This is a genomic window from Paraburkholderia sp. BCC1885 (assembly GCF_900996235.1).
Taxonomy (GTDB): Bacteria; Pseudomonadota; Gammaproteobacteria; order Burkholderiales; family Burkholderiaceae; genus Paraburkholderia.
In genome coordinates this window covers 112,711-135,689 of record NZ_CAAJGM010000208.1, presented here as the reverse complement: position 1 = coordinate 135,689, position 22,979 = coordinate 112,711, and the positions used below count along the sequence as shown (strand labels likewise).

General features: G+C 63.5%; 19 protein-coding genes. 17 read left to right on the top strand and 2 right to left on the bottom strand.

Annotation, left to right across the window (positions count from 1 at the left end):
* Positions 1-151: 151 nt before the first annotated feature.
* Positions 152-850, bottom strand: a complete 699-nt coding sequence (locus FQ755_RS19055) for a Bax inhibitor-1/YccA family protein (protein ID WP_144156366.1) — start codon at positions 848-850, stop codon at positions 152-154.
* A 270-nt stretch (positions 851-1,120) separates the two neighbouring features.
* Here FQ755_RS19055 and ndk point away from each other — a divergent pair, with 270 nt between their 5' ends.
* From ndk to FQ755_RS18970, 17 genes are all read left to right on the top strand, one after another.
* Positions 1,121-1,546, top strand: a complete 426-nt coding sequence (gene ndk, locus FQ755_RS19050; protein ID WP_074264186.1) for a nucleoside-diphosphate kinase — start codon at positions 1,121-1,123, stop codon at positions 1,544-1,546.
* A 111-nt stretch (positions 1,547-1,657) separates the two neighbouring features.
* On the top strand, positions 1,658-2,809 hold the full coding sequence (rlmN, locus tag FQ755_RS19045) for a 23S rRNA (adenine(2503)-C(2))-methyltransferase RlmN (protein ID WP_144156365.1): 1,152 nt from the start codon (positions 1,658-1,660) through the stop codon (positions 2,807-2,809).
* Positions 2,810-3,018: 209 nt separating this feature from the next.
* A complete protein-coding gene (locus FQ755_RS19040; protein ID WP_144156364.1) occupies positions 3,019-4,173 on the top strand; it encodes a helix-turn-helix domain-containing protein in 1,155 nt (384 codons plus the stop codon).
* Between the two features lie 85 nt (positions 4,174-4,258).
* Positions 4,259-5,587: a flavodoxin-dependent (E)-4-hydroxy-3-methylbut-2-enyl-diphosphate synthase gene (gene ispG / locus FQ755_RS19035; protein ID WP_144156363.1), complete on the top strand. Its 1,329-nt coding sequence runs from the start codon at positions 4,259-4,261 to the stop codon at positions 5,585-5,587.
* Between the two features lie 20 nt (positions 5,588-5,607).
* The gene (gene hisS, locus FQ755_RS19030) at positions 5,608-6,948 is read left to right on the top strand and encodes a histidine--tRNA ligase (RefSeq protein WP_144156362.1); all 1,341 of its coding nucleotides are present in this window, start codon (positions 5,608-5,610) and stop codon (positions 6,946-6,948) included.
* A gap of 65 nt (positions 6,949-7,013) precedes the next feature.
* Positions 7,014-7,643: a tetratricopeptide repeat protein gene (locus FQ755_RS19025; RefSeq protein WP_144156361.1), complete on the top strand. Its 630-nt coding sequence runs from the start codon at positions 7,014-7,016 to the stop codon at positions 7,641-7,643.
* 60 nt (positions 7,644-7,703) lie between these two features.
* Positions 7,704-8,846, top strand: coding sequence for an outer membrane protein assembly factor BamB (bamB, locus tag FQ755_RS19020; RefSeq protein WP_144156360.1), 1,143 nt, complete (start codon positions 7,704-7,706; stop codon positions 8,844-8,846).
* A gap of 365 nt (positions 8,847-9,211) precedes the next feature.
* Positions 9,212-10,549 carry a ribosome biogenesis GTPase Der gene (gene der / locus FQ755_RS19015; RefSeq protein ID WP_144156359.1) on the top strand — a complete coding sequence of 446 codons (1,338 nt, stop codon included), beginning with the start codon at positions 9,212-9,214 and terminating at the stop codon, positions 10,547-10,549.
* A gap of 142 nt (positions 10,550-10,691) precedes the next feature.
* Positions 10,692-10,928, top strand: a complete 237-nt coding sequence (gene hfq, locus FQ755_RS19010; protein ID WP_006051315.1) for an RNA chaperone Hfq — start codon at positions 10,692-10,694, stop codon at positions 10,926-10,928.
* A gap of 31 nt (positions 10,929-10,959) precedes the next feature.
* Positions 10,960-12,177 (top strand): GTPase HflX, encoded by a 1,218-nt coding sequence (gene hflX / locus FQ755_RS19005; RefSeq protein ID WP_186308589.1) that lies wholly within the window; start codon positions 10,960-10,962, stop codon positions 12,175-12,177.
* A gap of 55 nt (positions 12,178-12,232) precedes the next feature.
* Entirely contained in the window at positions 12,233-13,633 is a 1,401-nt protein-coding gene (gene hflK / locus FQ755_RS19000; RefSeq protein WP_144156357.1) for an FtsH protease activity modulator HflK, read from the top strand.
* A gap of 11 nt (positions 13,634-13,644) precedes the next feature.
* Positions 13,645-14,547, top strand: coding sequence for a protease modulator HflC (gene hflC, locus FQ755_RS18995; RefSeq protein ID WP_144156356.1), 903 nt, complete (start codon positions 13,645-13,647; stop codon positions 14,545-14,547).
* Between the two features lie 44 nt (positions 14,548-14,591).
* Positions 14,592-14,783, top strand: coding sequence for a DUF2065 domain-containing protein (locus FQ755_RS18990; protein WP_144157032.1), 192 nt, complete (start codon positions 14,592-14,594; stop codon positions 14,781-14,783).
* A 212-nt stretch (positions 14,784-14,995) separates the two neighbouring features.
* Complete coding sequence (locus FQ755_RS18985) at positions 14,996-16,156, top strand: ATP phosphoribosyltransferase regulatory subunit (RefSeq protein ID WP_144156355.1); 1,161 nt, start codon at positions 14,996-14,998, stop codon at positions 16,154-16,156.
* Positions 16,157-16,300: 144 nt separating this feature from the next.
* Complete coding sequence (locus FQ755_RS18980) at positions 16,301-17,647, top strand: adenylosuccinate synthase (RefSeq protein ID WP_144156354.1); 1,347 nt, start codon at positions 16,301-16,303, stop codon at positions 17,645-17,647.
* Between the two features lie 3 nt (positions 17,648-17,650).
* A complete protein-coding gene (locus tag FQ755_RS18975) occupies positions 17,651-18,235 on the top strand; it encodes a phosphoribosyltransferase (RefSeq protein WP_144156353.1) in 585 nt (194 codons plus the stop codon).
* A gap of 333 nt (positions 18,236-18,568) precedes the next feature.
* Positions 18,569-20,455 (top strand): potassium transporter Kup, encoded by a 1,887-nt coding sequence (locus tag FQ755_RS18970; RefSeq protein WP_144156352.1) that lies wholly within the window; start codon positions 18,569-18,571, stop codon positions 20,453-20,455.
* Positions 20,456-20,600: 145 nt separating this feature from the next.
* On the opposite strand, the gene FQ755_RS18965 is transcribed toward FQ755_RS18970, so the two are convergent.
* A complete protein-coding gene (locus tag FQ755_RS18965; RefSeq protein WP_144156351.1) occupies positions 20,601-22,949 on the bottom strand; it encodes a Tex family protein in 2,349 nt (782 codons plus the stop codon).
* Between the last annotated feature and the right edge of the window lie 30 nt (positions 22,950-22,979).

The window sequence follows — 22,979 nt, the reverse complement described above, 5'->3', positions numbered from 1 at the left end:
AGCGGCCCTGTAGCGATGTAGCGGCTAGCGGCTAGCGGCTTGTCGCAGCGGCTGCGCGAGCGCAAAAGAAAACGCCCATGACAGACAACTGTCATGGGCGTTTTTTGTTCGGCGCGCCGGTTTGTGGCCGGCTACGCGCCTGGCTCTACGTTTAGTTGCGGTTGCCGCCGAAGATGCCGAGGATCGCCAGCAGGTTCACGAACACGTTATACAGATCGAGGTAGATGGCGAGCGTCGCGGTGATGTAGTTTGTCTCGCCGCCGTTCACGACGCGCTGCACGTCGAACAGCATGTACGCCGAGAAGATCACGATGGCCAGCACCGACACCGTCAGCATCAGCGCCGGCAGATGCAGGAAGATATTGGCGACCGAAGCGAGGATCAGCACGATCACGCCCATGAACAGCCACTTGCTGAGGCCCGAGAAGTCACGCTTGCTGACCGTGGCAATCGTGGCCATGGCGGTGAAGATCACGCCCGTGCCGCCGAACGCCATCATGATCAGCGACGGACCGTTCGAGAAGCCGAGGATGAAGCTCAGCATGCGCGACAGCATCAGGCCCATGAAGAACGTGAAGCCGAGCAGCACGAACACGCCGACCGCGCTGTCTTTGGTGCGCTGGATGGCGAACATGAAGCCGAACGCGATGGCGAAGAACGCCAGCATGCTCATGGCCGGGCTGGTAGCCGCGAACAGCGAGAAACCCGTAGCGACACCCACCCATGCGCCCAGCACCGTTGGCACCATGGACAGCGCCAGCAGCCAGTAGGTATTGCGTAGCACGCGGTTGCGGGTTTCGGCCGTGCTGACCGCACCGTTGCGGCCGAAGCTATAGGGATGGTCGTTCATGGTTTCTCCTTGCATCAGGCAAATGACTCGCCGTGGTTTATGCCGCGCCGGCCAGCAAGTTCGCCGCCGGTCGCTTGACTGTACTGTACAACCCTAAGATTAGCGCCGACTTAAGGAGTTTCAATCCCCGGCTGCGCTCTGTTACGGACAAATACAAGCCCTCGTTGGAGTCTTTCAGTGCCGTAAGGGTTCAATCGCAATCATACATGGGAACATGCTACAATAGCGGATTCATTTGAATCTGTAACCTCTTAATTTTCTGGAGTTTTTATGGCGATCGAACGCACCCTGTCGATTATCAAGCCGGACGCAGTGGCCAAGAACGTGATCGGGCAGATCTACAGCCGTTTCGAAAACGCTGGTCTGAAGATCATCGCTTCGCGCATGGTTCATCTGTCGCGTGCTGACGCAGAGAAGTTCTACGCTGTGCATGCTGCACGTCCGTTCTTCAAGGACCTCGTCGATTTCATGATCTCCGGCCCGGTGGTCGTGCAGGCGCTGGAAGGTGAAAACGCTATCCTGAAGCACCGCGACCTGATGGGCGCAACGGATCCGAAGAAGGCCGAAAAGGGCACGATTCGCGCTGACTTCGCAGACAGCATCGACGCAAACGCCGTGCACGGTTCGGATGCACCGGAAACGGCCAAGGTCGAGATCGCGTTCTTCTTCCCGGAAGTCAACGTTTACTCGCGCTAATCGCTCGGCGAAGTAGTAAGGTAAAGCAGCAGGAACGGGCGCGAACGGCCAAAGCGTTCATGCAGCTTGTTGCATGAACGAAAGTCTCGCACTGAAATGGCAGGATTCGATATGACGAGCAGTCCAACCGTCAACCTTCTCGATCTCGACGCCCAGGGGCTCGTCGCATATTGCGACAGCCTGGGCGAGAAGCCGTTTCGCGCCAAACAATTGCAGCGCTGGATTCACCAGTACAACGCTGCAGACTTCGACGGCATGACCGATCTGGCGAAGTCGTTGCGCGAAAAGCTCAAGGGCCGTGCAACCATGACGATGCCGGGCATCGTCAGCGATCACATCTCTACCGACGGCACACGCAAGTGGCTGATCGACGTCGGCAACAGCAATGCGGTTGAAACCGTCTTCATCCCGGAAGAAACCCGCGGCACGCTGTGCGTGTCGTCGCAGGCCGGGTGCGCGGTCAACTGCCGCTTCTGTTCCACCGGCAAACAAGGTTTCTCACGCAATCTCACCACCGGCGAAATCATCGGCCAGTTGCGCATGGCTGAATTCGCGCTGCGCGCCTCGCTGGGTGTCGCGGGCGGCCGGGCGGCGGGGGGCGAAGGCAAGGGCGAGCGGGTCGTCACGAATGTCGTGATGATGGGCATGGGCGAGCCGCTCCTGAATTACGACGCGGTGGTGCCGGCCATGCGCCTGATGCTCGACGACAACGCCTACGGCCTGTCGCGCCGGCGTGTCACGCTGTCTACCTCGGGCGTGGTGCCCATGATGGACCGGCTCGGCGCGGATCTGCCGGTGGCGCTGGCGGTGTCGCTGCATGCGCCTACGGATCCGCTGCGCGACATGCTGGTGCCGCTGAACAAGAAGTATCCGTTGCGCGAATTGATGGCGGCGTGCCAGCGTTATCTGAAAGTTGCGCCGCGCGATTTCATTACGTTTGAATACTGCATGCTGGACGGCGTCAACGACAGCGAAGCGCAAGCGCGCGAACTGCTGGCCGTGACGCGCGACGTGCCGTGCAAGTTCAACCTGATTCCTTTCAATCCGTTCCCGGAGTCGGGCCTGATCCGCTCGAAGAACGAACAGATCAAGCGCTTTGCACAAGTGCTGATGGACGCGGGCGTGGTCACCACCGTGCGCAAGACGCGCGGCGACGACATCGACGCGGCGTGCGGGCAACTGGCGGGCGCGGTCAAGGACCGCACCCGTCTGGCCGAACGCACAGGCAAGGCGGGCAAGATCATCGAGGTCCGCGCGGTGTGAGCACGGTGGCGGGGAGTGCGCTTTGCGAGTTTTTCGCGAAGCGCAAAAAACCTGCCGTGCGATGCAGAATTGAAAAGAAAGTTTGCAGAAGCGATCGGAAGCGGCACATGAGGCCGCACATTTTGTTATAAACGGTTTGCGCAGGCGACTCGAGGCATGGCGCCTCGGTGGTGCGCACGTGAAAAAGAATCGACGCGAAAGGATTTGGGATGAGTGAGCCGCAGCACCCGCACCCGGAGGACACAGGGACCCACGCAGGCCATCCGGCGCCGGCCGCCGCGCGGCCTGTGGTGCAGCCTGCATTGCAGACGGGATTGGACTCGCTGGCGGCGGTCGGGGCGCGACTGACGCAACTCCGTGAATCGAAGAACTGGTCGATCGACGACGTATCGGCCCGTCTGAAGGTATCGGCGGCCAAACTGCGGGCGCTCGAGTCGGGCGACATCAGCCAGTTGCCCGACACCACGTTCGCGCTCGGTGTGGTGCGCAGCTACGCCAAGATGCTCGGCGCCGATCCGGCGCCCTTCACCCAGGCGCTGCGGCGTGAGAAAGGCGTGCCGGCGCCGGATCTGTCGATGCCGGCTTCGTCGGGGCGCGATCTGCCGCGCGGTCGCGTATCGCTGTCGCTGGGCGGCAGCGGTGGCCAGAAACATCGTTCGTGGCTGTGGGGTATCGCGGCGGTGATCGTCGCGGTGATCGCGCTCGGCATGTGGCATACCAATGGCGGCGAATCGTCGGCGTGGCTGGCCCGTCTGCGGGCGAGCGCCAATAGTGCGGCAGGCAACGCGAGCGGTGCGTCGGGCGCCGTGGCGCAAGGGCAGGCGGGCGGTTCGGAAGCTGTCGCGGACGAAGCGGCGCCGGGTGCGTCGGCGCCGGACGCGGGCCAGGCCGCAACGGATAACGCGGCATCGGCGGCAGCACTGCCGGCGCCGTTGCCGACGGTCGACGCGGCCAGCTCGGCAGCGGCTGTGACGGCGGCGCCGAAGGCGGCGTCCCAGGCTAATGCGCAAACAGCAGCGCCACAGACCGCAACGCCGGCCGTGGCCAAGGCTGCCAGTGCGCCGGTCGTGGCGACCGCGGCCAACGGCGCGTCGGGCGAAGCCGAGGCGGCGGCGGGCGAGTCGATCGTCGCGGTGCGCGTGACGCAGGATAGCTGGTTCAGCGTGCGTCAGAGCGATGGCAAGGAGATCTTCTCCGGCCTCGTGCACGCGGGCGACAGCAAGGAAGTCACCGGCGTGGGACCTTTCAAGGTCACGGTCGGCAACAAGGCCGGGCTTGAATCGATGTCGCTCGACGGCCAGCCGGTCGACCCGGCAAAATATGCTTCTGCCAAGGGCAATGTGGCGCGCTTGACGCTGCCTTGATACACGGTACGCGTCGCGTTCCAGCCGGAACGCGGCGCTTTTTCAATTCATGCGGCATGCGCGTGGCGCAGCGCATGCGGCGTAAATGGGTTTTTCGATGCACTCCGAAGCTCAATCCCAATCCAGCATTCAGTCTGCAAGTCAGATTAGTTCGAACGAGCCGGTTTTCGGCGGCCAGGCGGCGCGGCGCAAGTCGCATGCTGTCGATGTCCGTTGGGGCGGCAATCTGGTGACCATTGGCGGCGATGCGCCGGTGCGGGTCCAGTCGATGACCAATACCGATACCGCGGATGCAATCGGCACGGCCATCCAGATCAAGGAACTGGCCCAGGCGGGTTCGGAACTGGTGCGTATCACCGTCAACACGCCGGAGGCGGCTGCGGCCGTGCCGGCCGTGCGCGACCAGCTCGACCGCATGGGCGTGTCGGTGCCGCTGGTGGGCGACTTCCACTACAACGGCCATCTGCTGCTGCGCGATTACCCCGCGTGCGCGGAAGCGCTGTCGAAGTACCGGATCAATCCGGGCAATGTCGGCCATGGCGCGAAGCGTGACACGCAGTTCGCACAGATGATCGAAGCCGCGGTCCAGTATGACAAGCCGGTGCGTATCGGCGTCAACTGGGGCAGTCTCGATCAGGACCTGCTCGCGAAGATGATGGACGAAAACGCCGCGCGGGCCACGCCGTGGGAAGCGCAGAGCGTGATGTACGAAGCGCTGATCCAGTCGGCCATCGGCTCGGCCGAGCGCGCCGTGGAGTTGGGCCTGGGGCGCGACAAGATCATCCTGTCGTGCAAGGTGAGCGGCGTGCAGGATCTGATCGCGGTCTACCGCGAACTCGCGCGCCGTTGCGAATTCGCGCTGCACCTGGGCCTGACCGAAGCCGGCATGGGTTCGAAGGGCATCGTGGCGTCGACGGCGGCGCTGTCGGTGCTCTTGCAGCAAGGCATTGGCGATACCATCCGCATCTCGCTCACGCCGGAGCCGGGCGGCCCGCGCACCGGCGAGGTGATCGTCGGTCAGGAAATCCTGCAGACCATGGGTCTGCGTTCGTTCACGCCGATGGTGATTGCCTGCCCCGGTTGTGGCCGGACCACCAGCACGCTGTTCCAGGAACTCGCCTCGCAGATCCAGACGTATCTGCGGTTGCAGATGCCGGTGTGGCGCGACCAGTATCCTGGCGTCGAAAAGATGCACGTCGCGGTGATGGGTTGCATCGTCAACGGGCCGGGTGAATCGAAGCAGGCCAATATCGGTATCAGTCTGCCGGGCTCGGGCGAGAATCCGGCCGCGCCGGTGTTCATCGACGGCGAGAAGGTCAAGACGCTGCGCGGCGAGCATATCGCCGAAGAATTCCAGCAAATCGTGAGCGATTACGTCGAGCGGACCTACGGCCGCGTGACTGCGCTCAACTGAGAAGTATCAAGCGAACACAGATGACTGAACAGAAGAAAAAGCTCGAGAAATTGTCCGGTGTGAAGGGCATGAACGACATCCTCCCGCAGGAAGCAGGTCTGTGGGAGTTTTTCGAGACAACCGTCAAGTCGATGCTCCGTTCTTACGGATACCAGAATATCCGCACGCCGATCGTCGAGCATACGCAACTGTTCACGCGCGGTATCGGCGAAGTGACGGACATCGTCGAGAAGGAGATGTACAGCTTTACCGACGCGCTGAACGGCGAGAATCTGACGATGCGTCCGGAAAATACCGCAGCGGTCGTGCGCGCTTCGATCGAACACAACATGCTGTACGACGGCCCAAAGCGTCTGTGGTACATCGGGCCGATGTTCCGCCACGAGCGTCCGCAGCGCGGCCGTTATCGCCAGTTTCATCAGGTGGGTGTCGAGGCGCTGGGTTTTGCCGGCCCGGATACGGACGCTGAAATCATCATGATGTGCCAGCGTCTGTGGGACGACCTGGGCTTGACCGGGATTCGTCTCGAAATCAATTCGCTGGGGCTGGCCGAAGAACGCGCGGCGCACCGCGTCGAACTGATCGCGTATCTCGAAAAGCACATGGACGTGCTCGACGAAGAAGCGAAGCGTCGCCTGTATACGAACCCGTTGCGCGTGCTGGATACGAAGAACCCGGCCATGCAGGAAGTCGCGCAGAATGCACCGAAGCTGATCGACTTCCTCGGCGAGGCATCGCGCGCGCACTTCGAAGGGCTGCAGCGTTTGCTGAAGGCAAACAACCTGCCGTTCAAGATCAATCCGCGTCTCGTGCGCGGTCTCGATTATTACAATCAGACCGTGTTCGAATGGGTGACTGACAAGCTCGGCGCGCAAGGCACGGTGGCCGCCGGCGGCCGCTATGACCCGCTGATCGAGCAACTGGGCGGCAAGCCGACGGCGGCATGCGGCTGGGCCATGGGCATCGAGCGCATTCTCGAATTGCTGAAGGAAGAGAATCTCGTGCCGGAAGACGAAGGCTGCGACGTCTACCTGGTTCATCAGGGCGAGGCCGCGCGCGAACAGGCCTTCATCATTGCCGAGCGCCTGCGCGATACCGGTCTCGACGTGATCCTGCATTGCAGCGCTGACGGCCAGCCGGCCAGCTTCAAGTCGCAGATGAAGCGGGCCGACGCAAGCGGTGCGGCGTTCGCGGTGATCCTCGGCGAGGACGAGATCGCCAACGCCACGGTGGGCGTGAAGCCGCTGCGCAATGTGAGCCAGGACGGCGGTAAGAGCGAGCAACAGAACGTGCCGGCCGAAGACTTGACCGAATTTCTAATCAATGCGATGGTTGCATCCGCCGAAGACGGCGACGACTAAATGCAATGTCGTCGGCCATGCGGTCCGACACATACAAGGTAATAAAGAGAAGGAATCGCCTGGCGATGAGTTACCACGACGAACAAGAATCAATTGAAGGTCTGAAAGCCTGGTGGGCCCAGTGGGGCAACTCCACCACGTGGATCGTGCTGGTGGCGCTGCTCGCGTCCGCCGGCTGGAACGGCTGGAACTACTGGCAGCGGCATCAGGCGGCGGAAGCCGCGGTGCTGTTCGACCAGGTGCAACAGGCTGTCAACGGCAGCGACAAGGCGCTGGTCGCGCGCGTGGCCGGCGACATGGAAGACAAGTTCGGCGGCACCGCCTATGCGCAGATGAGCGCGCTGCTCGCCGCAAAGGCGCTCTACGCAGCCGGTGACGAAGCCGGTGCGAAGGCCCAGTTGCAATGGACCATCGACCACGCCAAGGACGACGAATTCAAGCAGATCGCGAAGCTGCGCCTCGCCTCGCTGCTGCTCGACGACAAGGCTTACGACCAGGGTCTCGCGCTGTTGGGCGAGCCGCAATCCGACGCTTTCAAGGGCGCGGTGGCGAACGGCCGCGGCGATCTGCTGGCAGCGCAAGGCAAGCGTGCCGACGCGCGGGCGGCCTATCAGCTCGCTCTCGATTCCCTGTCGAAGTCCGATGCATCCTCGCGCCAGTTGATCCAGTTCAAGCTGGACGCGCTGGGCGGTTGAGCGTCATACGAAGCTCAACCAGTCCCATTTGATTAATCTTCCTAAATGCAACGTCAATCGATGAATCTGCTGAAACGCTACGCTGTGCCCGTTGCCTGTGCGATGACCGTCCTCATGATGGCGGCTTGCGCCACGAAAGACGAGCGCCGCGAGCCGACGCCGCTCACCGAGTTCAAATCCGTGCTGAACGTACAGCAGGCCTGGAAGTCCAGCGTCGGCAAGGCAGGGCGTTACCTGTTCTCGCCGGTGGCGGTCGGCAACTTCGTTTTCGCCGCGGGTGCGAATGGCTCGGTCGCGAAGATCGACGCGCAAACCGGCAAGGACGTCTGGCGCATCAAGGTCGGCAGCGACCTGTCCGCCGGTGTGGGTAGCGACGGCACGCTGACCGCGGTCGGCGGCCTCAAGGGCGAAGTCTTCGTGCTCGGCGAGGACGGCAAGCTGTTGTGGAAGAACACGGCGCCTGGCGAAATCATCTCGCCGCCGCTGGTGGGCAACGACTACGTGATCGTGCGTACCGTCGACGGCCAGATCACGGCCTTCAACGCGCAAACCGGCGAGCAGCGATGGGTGTACCGCAACCGCGCGGTGCCGCTCAATCTGCGCGTGTCCTCGGGCATGACGTTCGCGGGTGCTCAGGCCGTGCTGGCCGGTTTCCCGGGCGGCACCTTCGCGGCCATCAACCTGCAAACGGGCGACAGCTTCTGGGAAACGCCGGTGTCGTATCCGAAGGGCGTCACCGAGGTCGAGCGTATCAATGACGTGACCGGACCGCCCACGCTGGTCGGCGCCGAGACCTGCGCGGTGACGTTCCAGGGGCAGATGGCCTGCTTCGACGCCAACTCGGGCCGCCCGGTATGGCAAAAGCCGTTCTCGAGCACGACGGGCGTCGCGCAGGACGAGAACACGGTGGTGGGCGGCGACGACTGGTCGGTAGTGAGCGCGTATGACGCGACCAACGGCAACCAGCTCTGGACCAACGACAAGCTGAAGAACCGTCAAGTGAGCGTGCCGTATCTGCTGGGCCACGCTGCCGTATTGGGCGATTTCCAGGGCTACGTGCATTTCCTGTCGCGTGACAACGGCACATTCGTCGCGCGCATGCCGACCGACGGCAGTGCGATCACCGCCGCGCCGGTGCTGGCCGGCGAAACGCTCGTCGTGCAGACGCACGACGGCGATCTGTACGGCTTCCGTCCGCGCTAATTGCGGCATATAAGCGCGGCGCAGGCTGGCCGCGAGGCGCGCAGGCCGGCTTAGCCGGCCGCGTGCGTTTTGGCCGCAACGCCTTGCAGGGTGGTGCGGCGGCGCCCGAACCGCCTGATCCATCCAGGCGCCGGGCCATTGAATGGTGGTACGGGAGCGGAGCCGTCCGCAGCCCGGAACCCGGCGGCGCAGCGGCGCCGTCCATACAACCAGTCCAACGTCCGCCTGGATGCGCATAGATGCGGCGTATCCGGGGCCGGCCGAATTCGTGATAATTTGCGTCAAACGCAGCCGCGACGCGGCCGCATGGCGTCGCGCGCGGGGTGGTCGATTTCGGCCTCGCGTTTCACCGTGAACAACATCTGATGAAACCCGTTATTGCCCTTGTGGGGCGCCCCAATGTGGGGAAATCCACGCTATTCAACCGTCTCACGCGCTCGCGCGATGCGCTGGTTGCCGACCTGCCTGGCCTCACGCGCGATCGTCACTACGGCGAGGGGCGCACGGGCGAGCGGCCGTACCTCGTCGTCGACACGGGCGGTTTCGAGCCGGTCGCGAAGGACGGCATTCTCCATGAGATGGCGCGTCAGACGCGTCAGGCGGTCGAGGAATCGGACATCGTCGTGTTCATCGTCGATGGCCGCAACGGTCTCGCGCCCCAGGACAAGTCGATTGCCGACTACCTGCGCAAGGTTGGCCGGCCGATCTTCCTCGTCGTCAACAAGGCCGAGGGGATGAAGTACAGCGCCGTGGCCGCGGATTTCTACGAACTCGGTCTCGGCGACCCGCGCGCCATTTCGGCGGCGCACGGCGACGGTGTGACGGAGATGATCAACGAGGCGCTGGAAGTGGCCTACGCGGGCCAGCCGGAAGAGAGCGATGAGGAAAAGGCTGCGCGTGGCATCAAGATCGCCATCGTTGGCCGTCCGAATGTCGGCAAGTCGACGCTGATCAATGCACTGGTGGGCGAGGAACGCGTGATCGCGTTCGACATGCCCGGTACGACACGCGATTCGATCTACGTCGACTTCGAGCGTCAGGGCAAGCCCTACACGCTGATCGACACGGCCGGCCTGCGCCGGCGCGGCAAGGTTTTCGAAGCCATCGAGAAGTTCTCGGTGGTGAAGACGCTGCAGTCCATTTCCGATGCCAACGTGGTGATCCTGCTGCTCGACGCCCGTCAGGACATCTCCGATCAGGACGCGCATATTGCCGGTTTCGTGGTGGAGCAGGGCCGCGCGCTAGTGGTTGGCGTAAACAAATGGGATGGTCTCGACCCGCATGTGCGCGAGCGCACCAAGGCGGATCTCGAGCGCAAACTAAAATTTCTCGACTTCGCCAAATTCCACTTCATTTCGGCGGCGGAAAAAACCGGAATTGGCGCATTGATGCGCTCGGTGGACGACGCTTATGCCGCCGCAATGTCGAAGCTGCCCACGCCGAAACTGACGCGCGCCCTGATCGACGCGGTGGAATTCCAGCAGCCGCGCCGCCGGGGTCCGGTGCGTCCGAAACTGCGTTACGCCCACCAGGGGGGGCAGAATCCGCCGATCATCGTGATTCACGGCAACGCGCTCGACGCGATCACGGAAACGTATAAACGCTACCTTGAAAACCGCTTTAGGGAAACTTTCGGCCTGACCGGGACTCCATTGCGCATAGAGTTCAGATCATCCACGAACCCTTACGCGGACAAAGGCTGAAACCCGCGTGTGTGCTGGGTTTGGCCGGATGGCCAGGCCACGCGCGCAAAAACGAAAATCGGCTATAGTGTAGCGGTTGACGACGGATTTCTTTTTCTTCGTCGTCAATTTAGTCAACCTGCAAAAAAATACGGAGTTTGCTATGAGCAACAAAGGGCAATTGTTACAAGACCCGTTTTTGAACGCACTGCGTAAAGAGCATGTGCCGGTGTCGATCTACCTGGTCAACGGCATCAAGCTTCAAGGGAACATCGAATCGTTCGACCAGTACGTCGTGTTGCTCCGGAATACGGTCACCCAGATGGTCTACAAGCACGCAATCTCGACTGTCGTGCCTGCCCGTCCGGTGAATTTCCACCCGGATTCCGAACAGTCCTAACCTCTCGTCGCGGCCGGCGTAGCGTCGCCCGTTGGCGATCTCTCCCGGCCGCTTCATTTTGATACCCTCCAATTTGACCAACGCAGCGCTTGTCGGCATCGACTTCGGTAAGATCGATTTCGAAGCCAGTCTCGAAGAACTCAGCCTGCTCGCGCAAAGCGCGGGCGCGAATCCCATCGTTACCCTCACCGGACGCCGGTCCAGCCCCGATGCCAAGATGTTCGTCGGCAGCGGCAAGGTCGAAGAACTGCGTCTTGCGTGCGAGGCCAACGACATCGAACTCGTCATCTTCAATCACGCGCTCGCGCCTGCCCAGCAGCGTAATCTGGAGCAAGCGCTTAACAGGCGTGTGATCGACCGCACGAGTCTGATCCTCGATATCTTCGCGCAGCGCGCCCGCAGCCATGAAGGCAAGCTGCAGGTCGAACTCGCACAATTGCAGTACCTGTCCACGCGGCTGATCCGCGCATGGACCCACCTGGAACGGCAAAAAGGCGGTATCGGTTTGCGCGGTCCGGGTGAAACCCAGCTTGAAACCGACCGCCGGCTGATTGGCGAGCGCATCAAGGCGCTCAAGGCACGGCTCGAAAAACTGCGCCGCCAGCACGGCACGCAGCGGCGCGCGCGCGAACGCAACCGCACCATGTCGGTGTCGCTGGTCGGCTATACCAATGCCGGCAAGTCGACGCTTTTCAATGCCCTGACGAAAGCCCAGGCGTATGCGGCGGACCAGCTCTTCGCCACGCTCGACACCACTTCGCGGCGCGTCTATCTCGGCGACGAGGTGGGGCAGGTGGTGGTGTCCGACACGGTCGGCTTCATCCGCGAATTGCCTCACCAACTGGTGGCCGCTTTCCGCGCCACGCTCGAAGAAACCATTCACGCCGACCTGCTGCTGCACGTGGTGGATGCATCGAGCGCCGTGCGCCTCGACCAGATCGATCAGGTCAACGAGGTGCTGCACGAAATCGGCGCCGACACGATCCGCCAGGTTCTGGTCTTCAACAAGATCGACGCGGTGCCTGAGTTGGCGGCCCGCGGCGAGGCGGTCGAGCGGGACGAGTATGGTAATATTTCGCGCGTCTTTTTGAGCGCGCGCACCGGGCAGGGGCTGGACACACTGCGCGCTGCCATCGCCGAAATCGCGGCTGCCGAAACTCTCTCCGACGAGCCGCGCGTGGGGCCGGAAGAAGATCACCGGCTTGCAGAACCGCGCGACGACCGCAAGGTCCCAGAACTCGGGCACTGAACCGACCCGTGCCAAATTGCACTGACCCGCTGTCTACTCTGGTGAACGAACACAGGTGAACGATTACAACGAGCGGAGTATCTGGCTGCGCCTGCGCGCCATTCTTTCGATGAACGATCCGCGCTGGGGCCGGGGTGACGGCAATGGCGCACGGCAACGGCCAAACGATTCGAAGCGTCCACCGAACGGCAAGGACAGCGACGGGCCGCCCGATCTCGACGAGATGTGGCGCGACTTCAATCGCCGCCTGAGCAGCATGTTCGGCCGCAAAGGCACGGGCGGCGGCGCAGGCCGTCCCGACAACGGCCGCGGCGCGCGCATCGGCGTGGGCATCGTGATCGGCGTGCTGGTCGCCATTTATCTCGGCAGCGGCGTGTTCGTCGTGCAGGACGGCCAGGCGGGTGTCGTCACGCAGTTCGGCAAGTATCGCTATACCGCGACCCAGGGCGTGCATTGGCGTCTGCCGTATCCGTTCGAGGCGCATGAGCTCGTCAATATCGGCGACGTGCGGCAGGTGGAAATTGGCCGCAACAATGTCGTGCGGCTTGCCAACGTCAAGGATTCCTCGCTGCTCACGCACGACGCGGACATCGTCGACGTGCGCTTTGCCGTGCAGTATCAGGTGCGCAGCGCCACCGACTATCTGTTCCGCAGCGTCGACCCCGATCAGAGCGTGACGCTGGCCGCGCAGGCGGCGGTGCGGGGCATCGTCGGCGGGCGCAGCACGGACGACATCCTCTATCAGGATCGCGAAGCAATTCGCCAGCAACTGTCCGATGCGATCCAGCATTCCCTGGACGAATCGCAAACGGGTCTGGTCGTGACCGGCGTGACGATCCAGGGCGTGCAGGCGCCCGACCAGGTGCAGGCCGCCTTCGACGACGCAGCGAAAGCGCATCAGGACCGCGAACGTGCGAAAGCCGACGCGCAGGCCTATGCCAACGATCTGCTGCCGCACGCCCAGGCCGACGCGGCACGCCTCGTCGACGAGGCCAGGTCGTATAGCGACCAGGTGGTGGCGCAGGCGCAAGGCGACGCCGAGCGTTTCAAGCAGGTCTACGAGCAGTACTCCAAAGCGCCGGCTGTGATCCGCGAGCGCATGTACCTGGACACCATGCAGCACATCTATTCGAATTCGACGAAGGTCTTTGTCGACAGCAAGGCCGGCAACAACGTGATGTATCTGCCGCTCGACAAGCTGGTCGACGCCACCCGCCAGCATGCCGCCGACGCGGCCGCCGCCAGCGAGGCGTCCGGCGCAGCAGCCGGCGCGACGGGTTCGGTGCCAGCCGCCCTCGTGCCGCAGGCGGCGAGCAGCGCCGTAGCCTCGGCGGCAGCATCCGCCGCCACCGCAGCGAGCCCGGCGGGGCCGGCGAGCGACCCCGACGCCGCCAGCGACCCGCTGCGTTCGCGCGATGCGTTCCGCAGCCGCGGCCGCGAAGACGACATCCAATGAGGAGCGCGAACATGAATCGGATCATTGCGCTCGTCGTGGTTGTCGTCCTGCTGCTGTTTGCGGCGTCGTCGACCGTGTTCGTGGTGGACCAGCGTCATATGGCGGTGCTGTCCGGGCGTGGCGATGCAACGCCGGAGCTGCTCGGCCCCGGCCTGCACGTCAGGCTGCCGCCGCCGCTGCAAAGCGTGATGCTGGTCGACAGCCGGATCCAGACGCTGGATACGCCGGACGAAGACCGCTACGTCACGTCCGACAAAACCGACCTGCTGGTCGACCCGGTCATCAAGTTTCGCGTGACTGATCCGCTCAAGCTGTTCGCGCAGACCAAAGGCGACGACCAGAGCCTGCCGGACCGGCTCGCGCTGCTCTCGCGCAGCGCGCTGGGCGACGCGTTCGCCAAGGTGACGCTGGCCGACGCGCTCGGCAAACAGCAGGCACTCGCGGATGAAGCGCGCGCCACGATGTCGGCTGCGGCGGACTCGCTGGGGGTCGAAGTGATCGACATTCAGCTCGCCCGCGTCGACTTTCCGGCGGCAATGGCCGACTCGGTCTACAAGCGCATGAGCGCGGCGCGTGAGCAGGCCGCCAACCAGGAGCGCGCCAAGGGCGTGGCCGAAGCCGACCAGATCAAGGCGGAGGCGGCCACCCAGCAGCAGGCGCTGCTGGCGGACGCCTACATGCAGGCGCAGACCATCAAGGGCGAGGGTGACGGCAAAGCCGCCTCGATCGCCGCCGACGCCTACAGCCGCGACCCGCAGTTCTACCAGTTCTACCAGAGCATGCTGGCCTACCGGAACACCTTCAAGCCGAACGATGTGATCGTGGTCGATTCGAGCAGCGAGTTTTTCCGCTTCATGCGTAGCCCGACCGGTGACCTGTCGCCGGACGCCGTCGCGGCACCGCGCAAACACTGATTACCGGAGCGCCGCGGCGTGTGTATCGCGGCACCCTCACTCGCATGGATATAGCCGGCTCGTTGTTGCTCGCGATCGCACTGATGCTGATCATCGAGGGAATGTTCCCCTTCATTTTTCCGAGCGCCTGGAGCGACACGTTTCGTAAAATAGCGCAGCGTTCGCCGCAACAGATCCGCATTGGCGGGCTGATCGTCATGGCGCTCGGGCTGCTGCTGCTGTTTATCGCGACCTGAATTCGCGACCGAGGACGCGTTTGAGCCCGGGGCACGATCTGCCCCGGCGCGCGTGGTCCATCGTCGCCGCCCCGCGCATGTCACGCATGCGCGCGCCCCCATCCGGGGCGAGCAGGCCGGCGCGCAGATGCACATATGCATGGCCCGGCGGGGCCGTTCACCCTTATTGGCCGGCGCCCAGACGCCGTGTTCACCGTCGTAGGACTGTATCGATGTCGACCTGGTTACTTCCCGAGAATATTGCCGACGTGCTGCCGTCGGAAGCCCGCAAGATCGAAGAGCTGCGGCGCCATCTGCTGGACCGCTTTCGCGTCTACGGCTACGAGATGGTCATGCCGCCGCTGCTCGAATACCTCGAGTCGCTGCTGACGGGCGGGGGCCACGACCTGAATCTGCGTACCTTCAAGCTGGTCGATCAGTTGTCGGGCCGCACCCTCGGCCTGCGCGCCGACATGACGCCGCAGGTGGCGCGCATCGACGCGCACCTGCTGAACCGTCAGGGCGTGACGCGCCTGTGCTACGCCGGCAACGTGCTGCACACGCGTCCGCGCGGCCTGCACGCTACCCGCGAGCAGATCCAGATCGGCGCGGAAATCTACGGGCACGCCGGGCTCGAAGCGGACCTCGAAATCCAGCAACTGATGCTCGACGCGCTGCGTCTCGCGGGGCTCGCCAAGGTGCGTCTGGACCTCTGCCACGCGGGCGTGCTGGCGGCGCTGGTCGACGCCGAGCCCGCGGCGGCGGCGCTCGGCGAGTCGCTGTATGAAGCGCTTGCTGGCAAGGACGTGCCGCGTCTGGCCGAACTGAGCGCGAAGCTCACGCCGGTGACGCGCGATGCATTGCGCGCCTTGCCGTCGCTGTATGGCGATGCCTCGGTGCTCGCCGACGCGCGAGCGCGTTTGCCCAACACGCCGCAAATCGCCCGCGCGCTCGACGACCTCGCGTTCCTTGCCAATCAGGTGGAAGGCGCGGAAGTGATGATCGATCTGGCCGATTTGCGCGGCTACGCATACCACAGCGGCGTGATGTTTTCCGCCTATGTGGACGGCGTGCCGAACGCGGTGGCGCGCGGCGGCCGTTACGATCACGTGGGTCAGGCCTACGGCCGCGCGCGGGCAGCCACCGGCTTCTCGCTCGACTTGCGCGAAGTGGCGCGTATTTCGCCGGTCGAAGGGCGCAGCAGCGCGATTCTCGCGCCGTGGCAACACGACGACGCGCTGCGAGCGAGCGTCGCCGCCTTGCGCGACGCGGGCGAAGTGGTGATCCAGGCGTTGCCCGGTCACGATCACGCGCTCGACGAATTTGCCTGCGACCGCGTGCTCGTCGAGCGCAACGGCGCGTGGGTGGTGGAACCCAGCGAGCCGCGTTCCTGAGCACTGCAAAGTGCGGCGCGGCGAGAAAGCCGCGTCGTTTACCTATACCCAGAATAACGTCCATACCGTTGAGCGGAAACGGAAAAATTCGGTAGCTTCCGCGAACATAGGTAGAATACGTTTTTAACCAGCATACGAAACAACATGTCTGCCAGCGCTGTGAATGTGAACCCCGGACGTAACGTCGTCGTCGTGGGGACCCAATGGGGTGATGAGGGCAAGGGCAAGATCGTCGACTGGCTGACGGACCACGCCCACGGCGTCGTTCGCTTCCAGGGCGGTCACAACGCCGGCCACACGCTCATCATCGGCGGCAAGAAAACCATCTTGCGTCTGATTCCGTCGGGCATCATGCATCCCGGCGTCGCGTGCTACATCGGCAATGGCGTCGTGTTGTCGCCGGAAGCGCTGTTCAAGGAAATTGGCGAGCTCGAAGCCGCCGGCGTGGATGTGCAAAAGCGCCTGTTCATTTCCGAAGCCACCACCCTGATCCTGCCGTATCACATCGCCATCGACCAGGGCCGCGAAAAGCGCCGTGGCGCGGCCAAGATCGGCACCACCGGCCGCGGCATCGGGCCGGCTTACGAAGACAAGGTGGCGCGCCGCGGCCTGCGCGTGCAGGACCTGTTCGATCCGGAAAGTTTCGCTGAACGCCTGCGCGAAAATCTCGATTATCACAACTTCGTGCTGACGAAATACCTGGGCGTCGACGCGGTCGACTTCCAGCAAACGCTCGACACGATGCTGAGCTACGCCGACCGTCTGAAGCCGATGGTCACGGACGTTTCGCGCCGCCTGTACGACGCGAACGCCAAAGGCAGCAACCTGCTGTTCGAAGGCGCGCAAGGCACGCTGCTCGACATCGACCACGGCACCTATCCGTTCGTCACCTCGAGCAACTGCGTGGCCGGTGCGGCCTCCGCGGGCGCGGGCGTCGGTCCGCAAAAGCTGAACTACATTCTCGGCATCACCAAGGCGTACTGCACGCGCGTCGGTTCGGGCCCGTTCCCGAGCGAACTGTACGATGCGGATAACGCCAGCCGCCAGGAACAGGTGGGCCTGACGCTCGCCACGGTCGGCAAGGAATTCGGCTCGGTCACCGGCCGTCCGCGCCGCACCGGCTGGCTCGACGCCGCTGCGTTGCGCCGCTCGATCCAGATCAACGGCATCTCGGGCCTGTGCATGACCAAGCTCGACGTGCTCGACGGTCTCGACGAAGTGAAGCTGTGCGTCGGCTACACGGTGGACGGCAAGGACTGCGATATCCTGCCGCGCGGCGCCACGGAAGTGGAGCGTTGCGTACCGGTCTACGAGACCTTCGGCGGCTGGAAGGAAAGCACCGTCGGCATCAAGGAGTGGGATCAGTTGCCGGCGAATGCGCGCGCTTATCTGACGCGCGTGCAGGAAGTGGCGGGCGTGCCGATCGACATGGTTTCGACCGGTCCGGATCGTGACGAGACGATTCTGCTTCGTCACCCGTTCAAGGTTTAACTCATGACGCAGGGTGTACCGATGATTGCGATGAAAGACCCGCGCAATGACGACAAGAACCTGTGGGTGGGCTGGGACGAATATCACCGTCTGATCGAACTGCTGGCGCTGGCGGTGCATGAGTCGGGCTGGAAGTTCGACAAGATCCTGTGCCTCGCGCGCGGCGGTCTGCGCGTAGGCGACCAGCTCTCGCGCATTTACGATCTGCCGCTGGCGATTCTCGCCACCAGTTCGTACCGCGAAGCGGCCGGCACGGAGCAGGGCGAGCTCGACATCGCGCAATACATCACCATGACGCGCGGTGAGCTGTCGGGCAACGTATTGCTGGTCGACGACCTGGTGGACTCGGGCGTGACGCTGGCACGCGTGCAGCAGCATCTGAAGGACCGCTATCCGGCCATCACGGCGGTGCGTTCGGCGGTGCTCTGGTACAAGGGCTGCTCGAAGGTGACGCCCGATTATCACGTGCAGTTCCTGCCCACCAATCCGTGGATTCATCAACCGTTCGAGGAATGGGACACGGTGCGTCCGCATAACCTCGGCGCGTGGATCAAGCGCGGTACCGCGCAGGAACGATCGGATCAGTGATGCAAATGGACACGATTCGCGTGTCGTGCCAAATCCGTCAAAACGGAGCCCTTTGCGGCTCCGTTTTTTTTCGTGCGCGACGGCCTTGGCAGGCTGTTCGTGTAGGGCAATGCAACGTGCATGCGGGCAACGTGTTGGTCGTTCTGATGGCTGTACATGAAGGCGCCTCCAGCTTCTGTCAGACCCGAATCCAGCGACTACACTGTATGGACAACATACGTGGAATGAGTGCTGCTGCATGCAGTGGTGTAGGCACAACAGGCCGGAGTGCTACCTTACAGGCAGTTTAGAATAGCGCTCGTTTTTCCGATCAGGAACGGATCCTTCGCGTTTATGACAGATACTCATCACTTGCACAAACAGCCTCTGCCCTCGCTCGCACTGGCTGCGATCGGAGTGGTGTTCGGTGATATCGGCACGAGCCCGTTGTATTCGCTCAAAGAGGCGTTCAGCCCGGCGCATGGTATTCCGCTGACCGAGCAGTCCATCCTCGGGGTGATCTCGCTGCTGTTCTGGGCCATCGTGATCGTGGTCAGCGTCAAGTATGTGATGTTCGTCATGCGCGCCGACAACAACGGCGAGGGCGGGGTGCTGGCGCTGATGGCGCTGGCACTGCGCTCGGTGGATCCAAGAAAGAAGCTGGCCGGTCTGCTGGTGATGCTGGGCATCTTCGGCGCCTGCATGTTCTACGGCGACGCGGTGATTACACCCGCTATCTCGGTGATCTCCGCGGTCGAAGGGCTGGAGATCGCGGCGCCCAATCTGTCGCATCTGGTGCTGCCGCTCACCATCGTCATACTCATCGTGCTGTTCTGGATCCAGCGGCACGGCACCGCGCTGGTCGGGCGTCTGTTCGGGCCGATCATGGTGCTCTGGTTCGTGGTGATCGGCGTGCTCGGGCTTGCGCATATCGTGCAGTCGCCCAATGTGATCCGCGCGCTCAATCCGTATTACGCGTATTCGTTCATGGCCGCGCATGTGCTGCAGGCCTATGTGGTGCTCGGCTCGGTGGTGCTGGTGCTGACCGGCGCGGAAGCCCTCTATGCCGACATGGGCCACTTCGGCGCCAGGCCCATCCGCATGGCCTGGTACGCGCTGGTGATGCCGTCGCTGGTGATGAACTACTTCGGCCAGGGCGCGCTGCTGATGCACGACCCGAAGGCCATCGAAAACCCGTTCTTCCTGCTCGCGCCCGACTGGGCGCTGCTGCCGCTGGTGGTGCTGTCGACGGTGGCGACTGTGATCGCCTCGCAGGCGGTGATTTCCGGCGCCTATTCGCTGACGAGCCAGGCCATCCAGCTCGGCTACGTGCCGCGCATGAAGATCCTCCACACCTCTGACCTGGCGATTGGGCAAATCTACGTGCCGGTGGTGAACTGGCTGCTGCTGTTCATCATCCTGTGCATCGTGGTGGCCTTCAAGAGTTCGGACAATCTTGCCGCGGCCTACGGTATCGCCGTGACGGCCACCATGGTGATCACCACCATTCTCGCCTGCGTCGTGATGGTGAACGTGTGGAAGTGGAACAAGGTGCTGGTGGGGCTGATCATCGCCGGCCTGCTGGTGGTCGACCTCGGCTTTTTCGGCGCCAACCTGCTGAAGGTCGCGGAGGGCGGCTGGCTGCCGCTTGGCATCGGCGCGCTGCTGTTCTTCCTGCTGATGACGTGGTTCAAGGGCAGGATGATCGTCAAGGAACGCACGGCCGCCGACGGTATTCCGTTGATGCCGTTCCTGCAGGGCCTGCTAGCCCATCCGCCGCATCGGGTGTCGGGTACGGCGATCTATCTGACCGGCAGCGACACTTTGGTGCCGGTGAGTCTGCTGCACAATCTGAAGCACAACAAGGTGCTGCACGAGCGGACCATTTTCCTGACCTTCTCGACGCTCGACATTCCCTACGTGAACGACGCCGACCGTGTCTCGATGAAAGAGATCGGCGGCGGCCTGTTCCTGGTGAAGGCGGCCTACGGTTTCAACGAGACGCCTGACGTGAAAGCGGTGCTAACCGATGTGGGCCGCTCGCACGACATGACCTTCGAATTGATGGACACGTCGTTCTTCCTCGCACGCGAAACCGTGGTGCCGACGCAGTTGCCCGGCATGTCCGTGTGGCGCGAGCGGGTGTTCGCGTGGATGCATCAGAACGCCGCCAAGCCGACCGATTTCTTCAGCATTCCGGCCAATCGGGTGGTCGAGTTGGGGACCAAGATCGAGATTTGAATTTGTGCCGGCGCCGCTCGCCGCGGCCACGTTGCGTGTGCGGCGGGGCGGTGGAGGCAACGGGCGGGTCGAACAAAAGCAAAAAGCCCACGCGTTTTCGCGTGGGCTTTTCGTTTTATGAAGCCTGTTGCCGCGCGCCGCCTTCTTACCGCTTGAGCTTGGCAAACGCCGCAGCCATCGCGCCACCCGGTTCCGGCTCGCGTGAACGCTGCGGTGCGCCGCCGTTGCGCCCATTGCCGCCCGGACGGGCGCCGCCACGTTCCTGTTGACCGCCGCTGCGCGCCGCGCCGCTCGCCGCTGCGCCGAACTCGTCGGCGAGCCGCATGGTCAGCGCAATACGCTGACGCTTCACGTCCACTTCGAGCACCTTCACCTTGACGATCTGGCCGGCCTTCACGACTTCGTGTGGGTCCTTGATGAATTTCGTCGACATGGCCGACACGTGGACCAGACCATCCTGATGCACGCCGATATCGATGAACGCACCGAACGCCGCCACATTGGTCACGACGCCTTCGAGCACCATGCCCGGCGACAGGTCGGAGACCTTTTCGACGCCTTCGCGGAAGGTGGCCGTCTTGAACTCGGGGCGCGGATCACGGCCCGGCTTTTCGAGTTCGGTGAGAATGTCGCGCACGGTCGGCAGGCCGAAGCGATCGTCGACGAACTCGGCCGGCGACAGGCCCGACAGCGCCTCACGATTGCCGAGCACGTCGCCCACGTGCTTGTTGATCTTCGCGAGCATGCGCTCGACCACCGGATACGCTTCCGGGTGCACCGAGGAGCGGTCGAGCGGATTCTCGCCGTTGTTGATGCGCAGAAAGCCCGCGGCCTGCTCGAAGGTCTTGTCACCGAGACGTGGCACCTTGCGCAGATGTTCACGCGAAGGGAACGGACCGTTGGCATCGCGGAAGTCCACGATATTGCGCGCGAGCGTCGCGTTCAGCCCGGAGACCCGCGCGAGCAGCGCCACGGACGCCGTATTCGCATCCACGCCCACCGCGTTCACGCAGTCCTCGACCACCGCGTCGAGCGAGCGCGCCAGCTCGCGCTGATTCACGTCGTGCTGATACTGGCCGACGCCGATGGCCTTCGGCTCGATCTTCACCAGCTCGGCGAGCGGATCCTGCAAACGCCGCGCAATCGACACCGCGCCGCGCAGCGACACGTCCATGTCGGGGAATTCCTTCGCCGCCAGTTCCGACGCCGAATACACCGACGCGCCCGCTTCGGACACGACGATCTTCTGCAGCTTGAATTCCGGATGACGCGCGATCAGTTCGCTCGCCAGCTTGTCGGTTTCGCGCGAAGCGGTGCCGTTGCCGATGCTGATCAGCTCGGCCTGGGTCTGCGCGCAGATACGCGCGAGCTTGGCGATGGAACCGTCCCAGTCGCGGCGCGGCTCGTGCGGATAAATCACGTCGGTGGTGAGCACCTTGCCGGTGCGATCGACCACGGCGACCTTCACGCCGGTACGCATACCCGGATCGAGACCGATCACGGCTTTCGGACCAGCGGGCGCCGCCAGCAGCAGATCCTTCAGGTTGCGCGCAAACACGCGGATCGCCTCATGCTCGGCTTCTTCGCGCAGATTGGTCAGCAGTTCGTTTTCGATATGCGGCTGCACCTTGACACGCCAGCACCAGCGGCAGACGTCGGCGAGCCATTTGTCGGCGGGACGGTTCTGATTGGCAATGCCGAAGTGGCGCGCAATCAGCGCTTCGCCCGGATGCGGCACCTGCGCGTCCAGATCTTCGCCGAGCCCCAGCTTGACCATCAGCACGCCGGCATTGCGGCCGCGGAAAAGCGCCAGCGCGCGATGCGACGGCACCGTGCGGAGGGTCTCCGAGTAGTCGTAGTAATCGCGAAATTTCTCTTCTTCCGCGTTTTCCTTGCCTTCCACCACTTTCGACGACACCACGCCCTGGCTGAACAGGTATTCGCGCAGTTTGCCGAGCAGTTCGGCGGTTTCGCCGAATTGCTCGGAGAGGATGTCGCGCGCGCCGTCCAGAGCGGCTTTCACGTCGGCGACGCCCTTTTCGGCGTCCACGTATTGCGCGGCTTCGGTCTGCGGATCGAGCAGGGGATTGCCGAGCAGCGCGTCGGCCAATGGCTGGAGCCCGGCCTCGCGGGCGATCTGGGCGCGCGTGCGGCGCTTCGGCTTGTACGGCAGATAGAGGTCTTCGAGCACCTGTTTGCTGTCCGCGCCTTCGATGGCGGCGCGCAACTCGTCGGTCATCTTGCCCTGTTCCTCGATGCTGGCAAGGATCGAGGCGCGCCGGTCTTCCAGTTCACGCAGATACAAAAGCCGTTCCTCGAGGTTACGCAATTGCGTATCGTCGAGGTTATCGGTCACTTCCTTGCGGTAACGCGCGATAAACGGAACAGTCGCGCCTTCGTCGAGAAGTTGCACCGCCGCTGCGACCTGGCGCGGCTGGACGGAGAGTTCGCTGGCGATGCGCTGTACGATCTTGAGTGCTACGGTTTCCGTCATAGGGTCTTGGTGTTCCTGCCGGACTCAATC

Bases quoted from the DNA above. Each gene is read 5' to 3' on its own strand.
- FQ755_RS19055 (WP_144156366.1), bottom strand. From the start codon at position 850: ATGAACGACCATCCCTATAGCTTCGGCCGCAACGGTGCGGTCAGCACG.
- ndk (WP_074264186.1), top strand. From the start codon at position 1,121: ATGGCGATCGAACGCACCCTGTCGATTATCAAGCCGGACGCAGTGGCC.
- rlmN (WP_144156365.1), top strand. From the start codon at position 1,658: ATGACGAGCAGTCCAACCGTCAACCTTCTCGATCTCGACGCCCAGGGG.
- FQ755_RS19040 (WP_144156364.1), top strand. From the start codon at position 3,019: ATGAGTGAGCCGCAGCACCCGCACCCGGAGGACACAGGGACCCACGCA.
- ispG (WP_144156363.1), top strand. From the start codon at position 4,259: ATGGGTTTTTCGATGCACTCCGAAGCTCAATCCCAATCCAGCATTCAG.
- hisS (WP_144156362.1), top strand. From the start codon at position 5,608: ATGACTGAACAGAAGAAAAAGCTCGAGAAATTGTCCGGTGTGAAGGGC.
- FQ755_RS19025 (WP_144156361.1), top strand. From the start codon at position 7,014: ATGAGTTACCACGACGAACAAGAATCAATTGAAGGTCTGAAAGCCTGG.
- bamB (WP_144156360.1), top strand. From the start codon at position 7,704: ATGAATCTGCTGAAACGCTACGCTGTGCCCGTTGCCTGTGCGATGACC.
- der (WP_144156359.1), top strand. From the start codon at position 9,212: ATGAAACCCGTTATTGCCCTTGTGGGGCGCCCCAATGTGGGGAAATCC.
- hfq (WP_006051315.1), top strand. From the start codon at position 10,692: ATGAGCAACAAAGGGCAATTGTTACAAGACCCGTTTTTGAACGCACTG.
- hflC (WP_144156356.1), top strand. From the start codon at position 13,645: ATGAATCGGATCATTGCGCTCGTCGTGGTTGTCGTCCTGCTGCTGTTT.
- FQ755_RS18990 (WP_144157032.1), top strand. From the start codon at position 14,592: ATGGATATAGCCGGCTCGTTGTTGCTCGCGATCGCACTGATGCTGATC.
- FQ755_RS18985 (WP_144156355.1), top strand. From the start codon at position 14,996: ATGTCGACCTGGTTACTTCCCGAGAATATTGCCGACGTGCTGCCGTCG.
- FQ755_RS18980 (WP_144156354.1), top strand. From the start codon at position 16,301: ATGTCTGCCAGCGCTGTGAATGTGAACCCCGGACGTAACGTCGTCGTC.
- FQ755_RS18975 (WP_144156353.1), top strand. From the start codon at position 17,651: ATGACGCAGGGTGTACCGATGATTGCGATGAAAGACCCGCGCAATGAC.
- FQ755_RS18970 (WP_144156352.1), top strand. From the start codon at position 18,569: ATGACAGATACTCATCACTTGCACAAACAGCCTCTGCCCTCGCTCGCA.
- FQ755_RS18965 (WP_144156351.1), bottom strand. From the start codon at position 22,949: ATGACGGAAACCGTAGCACTCAAGATCGTACAGCGCATCGCCAGCGAA.